Raw genomic sequence first — 11,345 nt, 5'->3', positions numbered from 1 at the left:
CCAAGCGACACCCGACAACCCCAAGGCCAAAGGTCTCAGTCATCCCCGCCACGAGCCCGACCTCTACCTCTCAGCCCCAGCCCCAGCCCCAGCTTTCATCCCGAACCCCTACTCCCTGGTGGCCACCTGACTACATGACTACCTGGATGTCTCGCTCTCTGCCTCGCCCCTAAGCCCTGTTCCTCAGCCCTGCTCCTCCAGGGGAGGGACGTGCTCGCCCTCCACCACGGGTCCCGGCGGCGTTCCGTCCCCGAACGGGCGACCGCCCAGCTCCTCCCGGTGGTGTGGGGTGAGCCAGCCCTGTGGGTCCGGGCCGACGGCCACGATCCCGGTGGGGTTGATGGCGGTGTGCACCGCGTAGTAGTGGACCCGGATGTGCTCCAGGTTGGTGGTGTCGCCGAAGCCCGGGGTCTGGAACAGGTCGCGAGCGTAGGCCCACAGCGCCGGGTACTCGATGAGCTTGCGCCGGTTGCACTTGAAGTGGCCGTGGTAGGCGGCGTCGAAGCGCACCAGGGTGGCCCACAGGCGCAGGTCGGCCAGGGTGATGTGCTCACCGACCAGGTAACGGCGTTCGGTCAGGCGCTCCTCCAGGGCGTCAAGGCACTCGAAGACTCCGCGAACGGCCCGCTCGTAGCGCTGCTGGTCGGGGGCGAACCCGGAACGGTAGACACCGTTGTTGAGGTCGCGGTACACCTCGGCGCTGACGGTGTCGATCTCCTCGCGCAGCTCCTCGGGGTACAGTCGCGGCGCGCCGGCGCGGGCCAGACCGTCCCACTCGGTGGCCATGTCCACGCTGATCTGGTCGTAGTCGTTGGAGACCAGGTGGCCGGAAGCGACGTCCACGAGTCCGGGTACGCTCACACCGCCGTCGTAGTCGGGGTCCCGGGCCAGGTAGGCCTCGCGCAAGGCGTGGATGCCGAGCACGGGGTCCTTGTCGTCGGGGTTGCCGGTGCGTTCGGTGAACACCCAGTGCGGGTCGCCCTCGATGATCTCCTGCACGGGGTCGGTGACGGCCAGGGAGACCACCTGTTCCAGCCCCATGAGGCGGCGGGTCATCACGACGCGGTGCGCCCAGGGGCAGGCCCGGTTGATCACCAGCCGGTAGCGTCCTGGCTCGGCGGTGCGACCGAAGCGTCCGTCGGAGGTGATCCGGTCGGCGAAGGCCGCGGTCTCGCGCTTGATCTCCTCGGTCGGCAGCCGATTGGCCCGCATGGCGCACACCCTCCGTGTTCTGGGAACCCTTGTCTTCCCCGATCCTAGGCCGAACCCTCGCCGGGAACCCGTTTGTCCACAGGACCAATTCCCGTGCTCTCACTCTCGCAGTGCGGCCACGGACTCGATCTCCACGAGCTGGTCGTCGTAGCCCAGGACCGTGACGCCCAGCAGGGTGCTGGGCACGTCGTGCTCACCGAAGGCGTCCCGCACCACCTCCCAGGCCGTCACCAGGTCCTCCTGGGACGTGGAGGCGACCAGTACCCGGGTGCTGACCACGTCGGTCAGTTCGGCGTCGGCCTCCGCGAGCGCGGTCTTCAGGTTGGCCACGCACACCGCGGCCTGACCGGCGTAGTCGCCCACGGCGGCGGTGGTGCCGTCGGCGTTCAGCGGGCACGCGCCGGCGGTGAAGACCAGTCGCGTCCCGGACGGGACCGTGGCGGCGTAGGCGTACTCCGCGACGTCGGACAAGGTGGCGGAACGGAGGAGGGTCACGGCGCTGTTCATCGGGTTCCTCTGCGGTGTGGAAACGGTCGGTCACGGGGCACGTTAGCGTCGCACCGACGACCGCCCCAACGGTTTTTTACGTGGGGAACGTTTCGTCACCGGCGTCGACCGAGCAGGGGATCCATAAGACGGAGGAGGAAACCTGATGGCTTACGCGACCACGAACCCCTACACGAACGAGACCCTGGCGATGTTCCCGGGGATCGGGGACGAGGAGCTGGACCGGGCCGTCCACACCGCCCAGCGGACCTTCGAATCCTGGCGCACCAAGTCCTTCGACGAGCGCAAGGAGGTCGTCGCACGCGCCGCGAGCATTCTGCGCGAACGACCCGACGAGTTCGCCCGCCTCCTCACCCTGGAGATGGGCAAGTTGTACGGCGAGAGCCTGGGCGAGGTCGAGCTGGCCGCTTCGATCCTGGACTACTACGCGGACAACGCCGAGGAGTTCCTGGCCCCCGAGCGGGTGTCCACCGACGCCCCCGAGGCGGGAGAGGCCATCGTCGTCAGCGATCCGATCGGGGTGCTGTTCGGCGTCCAACCATGGAACTTCCCCTACTACCAGCTGGCCCGATTCGCCGGCCCCAACCTCATGGCCGGGAACGTGGTGATGGTCAAGCACGCGTCGATCGTGCCGCAGTCCGCAGCGGCCTTCGAGCGGCTGTTCCGCGAGGCCGGCGCGCCGGAGGGCGCCTACACCAACGTCTACGCGAGCAAGGACCAGGTGAGCCGCACGATCCAGGACTCCCGGATCCGCGGTGTCGCGCTCACCGGTAGCGAGGGCGCGGGCGCCAGCGTCGCGGCGCACGCCGGCGAGGAGTTGAAGAAGAGCACCCTGGAACTCGGCGGCAGCGACGCCCTGATCGTGCTCGCCGACGCCGACCTCGACTTGAGCGTCGAGCGGGCGCTGTGGGGCCGGCTCAACAACGCCGGTCAGAGCTGCGTCGCCGCCAAGCGGATCATCGTGGTCGAAGAGGTGGCGGACGAGTTCCTGCGGCGGTTCGCCGAAGGGTTCGCCGAGCTCAGGGCGGGTGACCCGTTCGACCCCGACACGACACTGCCGCCGCTGTCCTCACAGAGCGCCGCCGACGACCTCGACGCCTTGGTGGACGAGGCCGTCGACCACGGCGCCCTGATGATGACGCCCGGCGATCCCGTGCCGGAGGAGGGCGCGTTCGTCCAGCCCAGGATCCTCACCGGGGTGAGCAGGGACAACCCGGTCTACGACAAGGAGTTCTTCGGGCCCGTCGCCCTCTTCTTCCGAGCGGCGGACGAAGACGAGGCGGTGCGGATCGCCAACGACTCCAGCTTCGGGCTGGGAGGATCGGTGTTCACCGAGGACACCGATCACGGTGTGGAGGTCGCCAGGCGGATCGAGACCGGGATGGTGTTCGTGAACCACCCGACATGGACCCGGCCGGAGCTTCCATTCGGTGGCACCAAGAGGTCCGGTTACGGCCAGGAACTCTCCGAGGCGGGGATCCAGGAGTTCGTCAACAAGAAGCTGATCAACGTGATGCCGACCGGTTAGGGAGCGCGGCCACCACTTGACGCGCGACGGCCCGCCCGGCCCGGTTGGCGCCGATGGTGCTGGCCTGCGGCCCGTACCCGGCCATGAACAGGCCCGGTCGACGGACCGCGCGGCCGTCCTGCACCCACACCCCTCCACCGGGTTCGCGCAGGCGCAGTGGGGCCAGGTGGGTGAGTTCGGCCCGGAAGCCGGTGGCCCAGATGATGGCGTCCACCGGTTCGAACGTGCCGTCCGGCCAACGCACCCCGTCGGGTTCGATCGCGGTGAACATGGGCCGGTCCAGCAGCAGACCACGGTCCCGGCCCGCCAGGTTGGCGGGGGTCGCGGGCAGCCCGGTACCACTGACGATGCTGGGCAGGCGACGGCCGGCCCTCGCGGCCTCGTCCGCCGCGCGCACCGCGTTGATCGGGCCCTCCGGGTCGTCGACGAACGTGACGGGTCTGCGCGTGGCCCATGTGGTGCTCGCGGCCACGCCCTCCAGTTCGCGCAGGAACCCCACCGCGGAGGTACCACCGCCCACCACCAGGACCCGCATCCCCGCGAAGTCCTCGGCGGCCCGGTAGTCGGGGGTGGAGATCTGGACGCCCCGGAAGTCCGCCGCGCCCGCGAAGTAGGGCCGGAACGGCCGGCCCCAGGTGCCGCCGGCGTTGACCACGGTCCGCGAGACGACCTCCCCCCGGTCGGTCACGACCCGGAATCCCTCGTCGTGGTCGTGCACCCCTCGCACCTGGATCGGGCGCACCACCCTCAGATCGAAGGCGTCCTCATAGCGGCGGTAGTAATCACGGACCACGTCCCGGGCCGGGCGTTCGGGGTCGGCGGTGTCGAAACTCAGTTCCAGTTCCCGCATGCCGGGCAGGTCGTCGACCTTGTGGGCGTCGTCCAGACGCAACGCCTCCCAGCGGAACTGCCAGGCTCCACCGCTGTGCGGGCCCCGGTCCAGGACCACGAAGTCGACCCCGGGCTCGAGCCCGAGTCGACGCAGGTGCCAGGCCACCGAGAGCCCGGCCTGCCCGGCACCGATGACGACCACGTCGGTCTTGTCGGGCGACCCCGCCTTGTCCGTCATCGTCCCTCCGGTCGCGGCGCCGGCCTTCGGCCATGCCAGGCGTCGACGAGCAGTATCTCCACGCCCTGCCGTTCCGGCTCTGGCGGGTTCGGATAGGGTTTCGCGGTGGCGAGCCCGGCGGCCGGCGCCAGGTCGGCCTCGGCCATATCGAGCTCACGCAACGACGTCGGCCCGGCCACGCCCACCACGAGGTCGTGGACCCCGCGCGCGGCGTCGTCGGTCCCCAACGCCTGCGCGATTCGGAACATCACCTCGGGTACGGCAGGCGCGTTGTAGGCCATCACGTGCGGCAGTACGACCGTGTGGGTCGCGGCGTGCGGCATGTCGAACGCCCCTCCCAGGGTGGGGCAGAGCTTGTGGTGCAGGCCCATTCCCACGGCCCCGAGACAGTCGCCGGCGAGTCGGGCCGCGCGCAGAAGGTCCTCTCGGGCCTCCGGGTCGACCTTCGGTGCGTACAGGGCCTCCACGGCGTGGGCCATGGCGTTGACCGCGCTGGTCACCGAAACCGCCACCGGAAGTCCCAGGGCGAGGTCGACGTCGTAGACCACCGTCTCCGGCAGGATGTGCGGCCCGGATCGGGTGGTCTTGCGCCCGTCCTCGGTCTCCCCGAGGACGGACGTGACCTCGGAACCGGCGTAGGTGGTGGGGACGATGACCTGCGGCAGCCCGGTGCGTACCGCCAGGGCCTTGGCGAGTCCGGTCGTCGAACCACCGCCGATGGCGACCAGGCAGTCGACGGACTGCTCGCGCACGAGCCGAAGCGCCGCTCGGTCACCTCGACCGGGATGTGCGGAATCGCCCCCGCGAACTCCGCCACCAAGAGGTCACCGAGTACCTCGCGCATCCGGCCCACCGCGCGCCCCGAGGGCGAGGAGAGCAGGAGTGCCCGGGACGCGCCCAGCCGTCGGACCTGCTCCCCCACTCTGTTCACCGTCCCGCAGCCGAAGACCACCATGGAGCTCACACCACCTGTGCCTCGGGGTCGTTCTCGGCGGGCAGGTCCAACCGTGGAAGCGCGCTCTGGATCTGGTCGCGTCGGGGCTCCAGCCACGGTGGGAGCTTCAGGGCACGGCCGAGTTCGAGCGGGGGCTCGTCGACGTCGAAACCGGTGGGGCGCAGGGCAGACTCATGAGGAGACGGAGGTGTAGGGGGCCATGTCGTAGGCCTTCTGCACCAGTTCCGGGCGTCTTCCATCGTTGAGTCCGCGTTCCCAGAAACCGTCGACCTGTTGGCGGACCTCGGGTTCCATCTCCTCGGGAAGCACGTGGCGGTAACGCGTGTCCTGACCGAGCAGCACCTTGATCGTTGTCTCGAAGACGGGCTCCGGGTCGTACTGCTCATGGGGGAAGGACAGTTCGGAGTAGTCGAAGAGGCGCTGGGACGGGTCGTCGCCCCACGTCTTCCACTCCTCGAACATGGTGTCGTTGAACCCCGTCAGGAACGGCCCCGGATTGACGGTTGCGACGGTGACACCGAACTCGGCCAGTTCCTGGTCCAATGCGTCGGCGAAGGCCTCCACGGCGTGCTTGGAACCCGAGTAGGCACCGGTGAACGGATCCGTGGTGAGCCCCGCTACCGAGGACATGAAGACGATCCTGCCGCTCCCACGCGCCGCCATCCTCTTCGCGAAGCGCTGGGTGAGCAGGACCGGACCGAACACGTTGACGTCGAACTGCCGGAACAGTCGGTCCTCGGGGATGTCCACGGTCGAGCCGCCCTCGGAGACACCCGCGTTGTTGAGCAGAACATCGACGTCCCACGTCCAGGCGTGCCGCCGGTCGTCGGGATCGGTCACGTCCAGCTTCTCCACGCGCAGGCCCGCCCCGCGCGCCTCCGCCTCGGATCGGAGCGAGTTGACCTGCGCGATGATCTCGACGCCGGCGATGACGTCGTGCCCCTGGGACGCGAGCCGCAGAGCGACCTCCTTGCCAAAACCCGTACCCGCTCCGGTGATGAGGATCGTTCCGGTCATGATGTTCCCTTCGATGAGTCAGTGAGTTCCTTGAGGCCGTGCCGGCAATGGGTTCAGAGGGCGGCTGCAGCCGCTTCGGCCACAGCGCTGTCCTGTTCTCGCGAACCCCCGCTCACCCCTACCGCTCCTACGAGCTCGCCATCGGCGAACAAAGGCAGACCTCCGGCGAACACCAGAACGCGCCCGCCACCCGACAACGCCATGCCCCAGAACCGCCCTCCCGGTTGGGAGTCCGAGGCCAGGTCCCCGGTCGGTTTCCTGAAGAGCACACTCGTGTGCGCCTTATTGATCGAATGTTCGATGCTCCCGAGTTGCGCGCCGTCCATCCGTACGTGTGCCGTAAGGTTCCCTCCGACATCGGCCACCGCGATATTACTCGGGGAATTAATCTCCTGAGATTTAACTATTCCCGCGTTTATTACACGCATGGCGTCGTCGAGACCGATCGTTGTCATGGACTCCATGACTTGGACCGTAAGTCCACGTCCACCACCGGTCAAGGCACCGGGAAAAGGTTGGCGACCCCTTTTCTGAGACAATGAACTTCATTAACGAAAGCGACACTTCGTATTGTGCGCCGATGTGTCACGGTGGCGCGCTCGAACGGTCCAACGTTCCTTTCCTCATCCAGATCGTTTTGCCATCCGTGTGAGGACCACCGGTCCTGGAAGTCGATAGTGAACGTGCGGCCGTGGAACGCGAAGTTCCGCACGGACGACCGGACGGCTCAAAGCTCATCTCGAAAGCCATCAACATGCCTGGCCAGTCAGATCGAGCAATCGATCTCGTACCGGCGCCACCCCGGCCGTGGGGAGAATTCGATGCCGGGACGGGCGATACGCACGCCGATGCCGCGGTCAGTGGGGTTCGGCCCCGTGCTCTTCCTCGCTGTCGGAGTACGAGGTGAGCATCGAGGAGATCTCACCGCTGGTCGGTCACGACGACATCGACACCACCGAACGTGTCCACCGCCACCGGCTGCGGCCGGTACGTCGGTCGGCGGCTCGGGCGATGGACGAAATCCTCAACGACGTGGGCCGATACCCCACCCGAGACGCAGAAAGAGGCCCACCGAATGGTGGACCCCTCTATGACCTGCTACTTCTCTGTCGGGACGGCGGGATTTGAACCCACGACCCCTTGACCCCCAGTCAAGTGCGCTACCAAACTGCGCTACGTCCCGCCCGTCGGACCGACACCGTCTCCGGTGTGGCCAACGGAGACGACTCTATCGCATTCCCCGAGCCGTTCGCGCCACGGTTCCCTCCGCCCCGCCTGCGCAAGATCGGTCAAGCGGCTCCAGGGGTCGGACGAAGATACTGGTCCCATGACCGACCCCACCACCGGACGCGACCGGCTGCGTGAACTGCTCGACGCCGTCCTGGCCGAGGACAACACCCGCCTGAGCGACATGGCCGGGCAGGCGCACGCCTCACCGTTCCACTTCAGCCGCACCTTCGCCCGGGACACCGGCGAACCACCCGTGGCCCTGCGCCGTCGGGTGCTGTTGGAACGGGCCGCCTGGCAGATCGGTCAGGGCAGCGGGGTCACCGACGCCGCCTTCGCCGCCGGATACGAGTCCGTCGAGGGGTTCACCCGCGCGTTCGCACGCGCGTTCGGTCACCCGCCCAGCGCCACCACGGCCGGCAGCGGCCGGTGGCTGACCGCGCCCAACGGGGTCCACTTCCATCCGCCGTTCCACCTGTGGGTGGAGGAGAACCCGAAGGGACGAGCCGACATGGACCTCACCGCCTTCCAGGTGCACCACGACGTCGACGACACGGCCCTGCTCATCGGCCTGGCCGCCGAACTGTCCGAGGAGGAGTACCGAAAGGTGCGCTCCCCCGGGCGGACCGTCCTGACCTGGGACGGTCCCGAGAAGTCGATCGCGCACAGCCTGGATCGTCTGGTGTGGTCCAAGGAGGTGTGGCTGGCCTCCATCGAAGGGGACGACTTCCCCGAGCACGGGGAGGACGATCCGGCTTCGCTGCGGGAACGGCACCGCGAGGCGGGGGCGCGGTGGATCGCCGCCGTCGGTGACATCGGACGCCGGGGCGCCTGGGGCGACCGGCTGATCGACGCGCTGTGCGACCCACCGGAGAGCTTCGTCATGGGCAGCGTGGTGGTGCACGTGCTCACCTACGCCGCGCACCGCAGGCAACTCGTGCGGCACATGCTGCGCGAGGCGGGCGTGGAGGTGGGCCACGGCGACCCCATCGAATGGCTACAGGACCACTACGGAGGAACGACATGACCAGGACAGTCTACGAGACCGCCACCAGCCTGGACGGGTTCATCGCCGACCAGGACAACTCCCTGGAGTGGCTGTTCGCGGTGGAGGGCGCCCAGGAGGGGGAGGCGATCGACTCCACCGCCGAGTTCATCGACGGCGCGGGCGCGATCCTCACCGGGGCGACCACCTACGAGTGGATCCTGGAGCACGAGGGACACACGCCCTGGCCCTACAAGACACCCACCTGGGTGCTGACCCATCGTGACCTGCCCAGGATCGAGGGCGACCTGCGGTTCCTGAGCGCCGACACCGACGACGAACTGCGCGCCCTGCACAAGGACATGGTCGAGACCGCCGACGGCAAGGACATCTGGGTGGTCGGCGGTGGACGCGTCGCCGCCGAACTGGCCCGGCTGGGCCTCCTCGACGAGGTTCGGGTGTCGATCGCCCCGGTCAGCCTGGGCGGCGGCGCTCCCCTGCTGGACGGCCGGGTGCGGCTGCGGCCGTTGTCGGTCCGACTCGCGGGCGCGTTCGCCTGTCTGGACTACGAGGTCGTCAAGGACTGACCGCCTACGACTCGGCCAGCAGTTCCGCGGCCCGGGCCACCTGGTCCTCGTCCAGGACGGGGATCCCGTGCTCGCGCAGCAGGTGCGCGGTGACCCCCTCCCCCGGGACCTTGCGCCCGGAGAAGGTGCCATCGAACACCTGGTGGGAGCCGCAGGAGGGGCTGGACTGCTTGAGCAGGGCCACGGCCACACCCTGCGCCCGCGCGGTGGCCAGCGCCGCGCGGGCGCCGGAGACGAAGTGATCGGTCACGTCCACGCCGTCGGGGGTGAGGATGCGGGCGCGGCCCGCGAGGACGTCGGCGGCGTCGGCACCCGGCTCGATCTCGGCCGGTGGCCGGGGCACGGGCAGACCGCCGGCGATCTCGGGGCAGTGCACGACCAGACGCCCCTCGGCGCGCCACCTTTCGACGGTGGCGTCGTCCACCGGTTTGGCCCGCCCGTCGAAGCGGACCTTGCGCCCCATGAGACAGGCGCTCACCAGCACTTTGCGCATACGGCCACGCTACCCGGACGTCGACACGACCACATCCCACGCTTTCGTCACCCACGGTGCTTACCTGGAGTCTTCACGTGGTCACTGGGAGGGGAAGACGTGAGCCAGACACCACCCGAGAGCGGTGCGAGCCCCAAGGGCACCCGGGTATTGGAGACCGACCACCGCACCACCCGCAAGGCCGTCACCGCCGCGGCCATCGGTAACGCGACCGAATGGTACGACTTCGGTGTCTACAGCTACCTGGCCACCACGATCGGGCTGGTGTTCTACCCGTCCCAGTCGGGTGGCGTCCAACTGATCGCGACGTTCACCACCTTCGCCGCGGCGTTCCTCGTCCGCCCCCTCGGTGGTCTGTTCTTCGGTCCGCTCGGTGACAGGATCGGCCGCAAGCAGGTACTCGCCTTCACCATGCTGCTCATGGCGGCGAGCACCTTCGCGATCGGGCTCATCCCCTCGGCGGAGACGATCGGCGTCGCCGCCCCGATCCTGCTTCTGGTCGCGCGCATGTCCCAGGGCTTCTCCACCGGCGGCGAGTACGGTGGCGCGACCACCTTCATCGCCGAATACTCACCCGACAAGCGTCGCGGGTTCCTGGCCTCCTGGCTGGAGTTCGGCACGATCAGCGGCTACGTGGCCGGTGCCTCCATCGTCACGCTGATGACGATGACCCTGGGCGGCGAGACCATGGTGGAGTGGGGGTGGCGTGTCCCGTTCCTGTTGGCGCTTCCGCTGGGTGGCATCGGCCTCTACCTGCGTCTCAAGCTGGAGGACACCCCGATCTTCGAGGGCTCCTCGGAGAGCTTCGCCAAGGACTCCGCCGGGGAGCGTCGCAAGGGCCAACTCCGGGAGACCTTCGTCGACCAGTGGCGCGCCATGCTGCTGTGCATGGGGCTGATCCTGGTCTTCAACGTCAACAACTACATGGTGACGGCCTACCTGCCCACCTACCTGGAGACCGAACTCGACCACGATGCCTCCGCGGCGCTGGTGATCACCCTGGGCGGCATGGTGTTCATCCTCGCCACGGTCGCCCTGGTCGGGCGTCTCAGCGACCGGGTGGGCCGCAGACCCGTGTTGTTCACCGGCAGCGTGCTCTCGATCGTGCTGTCCTTGCCGGCCTTCTGGCTGATGCAGCGCGGTGAGCTGTGGGCGGTCGCCCTGGGTGTGGTGGTCCTGGCGATCACCCTGGTGCACTTCTCCGGCACGGCGCCCGGTGCCCTACCGGCGTTCTTCCCCACCAAGGTCCGCTATGGCGCGTTGGCCGTCAGCTTCAACGTCTCGGTGGCGTTGTTCGGTGGCACCACCCCACTGCTCTCGGAGTCGCTGATCCAGACCACCGGCGACCTCTACGCCCCGGCGTGGTTGCTCATGGCCGCCGGGGTGGTGGGCGTTCTGGTGGTGTGGCGGATGCGGGAGAGCGCCGGGCGACCGTTGCCGGGCGCGCCGGCCATCCCGGTGCCGAGTCCGCGCGAGAACGTGGAACCCGCGCCGAGGCCGCGCCACGGCAACGTACGCCGCCTGCCCTAGTCCTCCTGCCCCTGACACACGGAGAGGGCTCCCCGATCACGGGGAACCCTCTCCGCTCATACGCGAGACCCTAGATGAGTGATCCCCGGGGGTGGAGGCGGGGGTGAGGCCAAGGTGAATCGGCGGATCTGGGAGCATCACCCCGCCGAGAAGCAAGAGAAGAAGCCGGATCCGGTGGGGATGGTGAGAGTGAGCCGGCCCCATCCACCGTCCTCCCCCGCAGCGCTACCCCTCC

11 protein-coding genes and 1 tRNA gene are annotated in these 11,345 nt (G+C 68.6%); 4 read left to right on the top strand and 8 right to left on the bottom strand.

Going from position 1 to position 11,345, the window contains the following annotated elements:
• Nucleotides 1–183 precede the first annotated feature (183 nt).
• Both NLI01S_RS10645 and NLI01S_RS10640 read right to left on the bottom strand, forming a co-directional pair.
• Nucleotides 184–1,212, bottom strand: a complete 1,029-nt coding sequence (locus NLI01S_RS10645; protein ID WP_067603176.1) for a glutathione S-transferase family protein — start codon at nt 1,210–1,212, stop codon at nt 184–186.
• 99 nt (nt 1,213–1,311) lie between these two features.
• Nucleotides 1,312–1,719, bottom strand: a complete 408-nt coding sequence (locus tag NLI01S_RS10640; RefSeq protein ID WP_067603166.1) for a RidA family protein — start codon at nt 1,717–1,719, stop codon at nt 1,312–1,314.
• A 145-nt stretch (nt 1,720–1,864) separates the two neighbouring features.
• Between NLI01S_RS10640 and NLI01S_RS10635 the strand changes: the two genes are divergently transcribed.
• A complete protein-coding gene (locus tag NLI01S_RS10635) occupies nt 1,865–3,247 on the top strand; it encodes an NAD-dependent succinate-semialdehyde dehydrogenase (RefSeq protein ID WP_067603163.1) in 1,383 nt (460 codons plus the stop codon).
• On the opposite strand, the gene NLI01S_RS10630 is transcribed toward NLI01S_RS10635, so the two are convergent.
• The 5 genes from NLI01S_RS10630 to NLI01S_RS10610 form a co-directional block, all read right to left on the bottom strand.
• Nucleotides 3,225–4,316, bottom strand: coding sequence for an FAD-dependent oxidoreductase (locus tag NLI01S_RS10630; RefSeq protein ID WP_067603160.1), 1,092 nt, complete (start codon nt 4,314–4,316; stop codon nt 3,225–3,227). The genes NLI01S_RS10635 and NLI01S_RS10630 overlap by 23 nt on opposite strands.
• Nucleotides 4,313–5,068, bottom strand: coding sequence for an iron-containing alcohol dehydrogenase (locus NLI01S_RS10625; RefSeq protein WP_223809191.1), 756 nt, complete (start codon nt 5,066–5,068; stop codon nt 4,313–4,315). The genes NLI01S_RS10630 and NLI01S_RS10625 overlap by 4 nt, the downstream gene beginning before the upstream one ends.
• A 374-nt stretch (nt 5,069–5,442) precedes the next feature.
• Nucleotides 5,443–6,288 carry an SDR family oxidoreductase gene (locus NLI01S_RS10620; protein WP_067603158.1) on the bottom strand — a complete coding sequence of 282 codons (846 nt, stop codon included), beginning with the start codon at nt 6,286–6,288 and terminating at the stop codon, nt 5,443–5,445.
• 53 nt (nt 6,289–6,341) lie between these two features.
• Entirely contained in the window at nt 6,342–6,752 is a 411-nt protein-coding gene (locus NLI01S_RS10615; RefSeq protein ID WP_067603149.1) for a GlcG/HbpS family heme-binding protein, read from the bottom strand.
• Between the two features lie 645 nt (nt 6,753–7,397).
• Nucleotides 7,398–7,471, bottom strand: a tRNA-Pro gene (locus NLI01S_RS10610).
• A gap of 144 nt (nt 7,472–7,615) precedes the next feature.
• On the opposite strand from NLI01S_RS10610, the gene NLI01S_RS10605 reads away from it, so the two are divergent.
• Nucleotides 7,616–8,542, top strand: a complete 927-nt coding sequence (locus NLI01S_RS10605) for a helix-turn-helix domain-containing protein (RefSeq protein WP_067603139.1) — start codon at nt 7,616–7,618, stop codon at nt 8,540–8,542.
• Nucleotides 8,539–9,087 carry a dihydrofolate reductase family protein gene (locus tag NLI01S_RS10600; RefSeq protein WP_067603135.1) on the top strand — a complete coding sequence of 183 codons (549 nt, stop codon included), beginning with the start codon at nt 8,539–8,541 and terminating at the stop codon, nt 9,085–9,087. Before NLI01S_RS10605 ends, NLI01S_RS10600 begins: the two co-directional genes overlap by 4 nt.
• 4 nt (nt 9,088–9,091) lie before the next feature.
• Here the strand turns inward: NLI01S_RS10600 and NLI01S_RS10595 are convergent, their stop codons facing one another.
• Nucleotides 9,092–9,580, bottom strand: a complete 489-nt coding sequence (locus NLI01S_RS10595) for a DUF523 domain-containing protein (RefSeq protein WP_067603132.1) — start codon at nt 9,578–9,580, stop codon at nt 9,092–9,094.
• A 99-nt stretch (nt 9,581–9,679) separates the two neighbouring features.
• Between NLI01S_RS10595 and NLI01S_RS10590 the strand changes: the two genes are divergently transcribed.
• The gene (locus tag NLI01S_RS10590) at nt 9,680–11,110 is read left to right on the top strand and encodes an MFS transporter (protein WP_067603129.1); all 1,431 of its coding nucleotides are present in this window, start codon (nt 9,680–9,682) and stop codon (nt 11,108–11,110) included.
• Nucleotides 11,111–11,345: the final 235 nt, after the last annotated feature.

It is taken from the genome of Nocardiopsis listeri NBRC 13360 (genome assembly GCF_001570765.1).
GTDB lineage: Bacteria > Actinomycetota > Actinomycetes > Streptosporangiales > Streptosporangiaceae > Nocardiopsis > Nocardiopsis listeri.
Note: the sequence above shows the minus strand (reverse complement) of the source record. Positions and strands in the feature narration are given on the sequence as shown.

Coding starts and splice junctions, on each gene's coding strand:
- NLI01S_RS10615 (WP_067603149.1), bottom strand. CDS start 6,752: ATGGAGTCCATGACAACGATCGGTCTCGACGACGCCATGCGTGTAATA.
- NLI01S_RS10595 (WP_067603132.1), bottom strand. CDS start 9,580: ATGCGCAAAGTGCTGGTGAGCGCCTGTCTCATGGGGCGCAAGGTCCGC.
- NLI01S_RS10640 (WP_067603166.1), bottom strand. CDS start 1,719: ATGAACAGCGCCGTGACCCTCCTCCGTTCCGCCACCTTGTCCGACGTC.
- NLI01S_RS10605 (WP_067603139.1), top strand. CDS start 7,616: ATGACCGACCCCACCACCGGACGCGACCGGCTGCGTGAACTGCTCGAC.
- NLI01S_RS10630 (WP_067603160.1), bottom strand. CDS start 4,316: ATGACGGACAAGGCGGGGTCGCCCGACAAGACCGACGTGGTCGTCATC.
- NLI01S_RS10620 (WP_067603158.1), bottom strand. CDS start 6,288: ATGACCGGAACGATCCTCATCACCGGAGCGGGTACGGGTTTTGGCAAG.
- NLI01S_RS10635 (WP_067603163.1), top strand. CDS start 1,865: ATGGCTTACGCGACCACGAACCCCTACACGAACGAGACCCTGGCGATG.
- NLI01S_RS10600 (WP_067603135.1), top strand. CDS start 8,539: ATGACCAGGACAGTCTACGAGACCGCCACCAGCCTGGACGGGTTCATC.
- NLI01S_RS10645 (WP_067603176.1), bottom strand. CDS start 1,212: ATGCGGGCCAATCGGCTGCCGACCGAGGAGATCAAGCGCGAGACCGCG.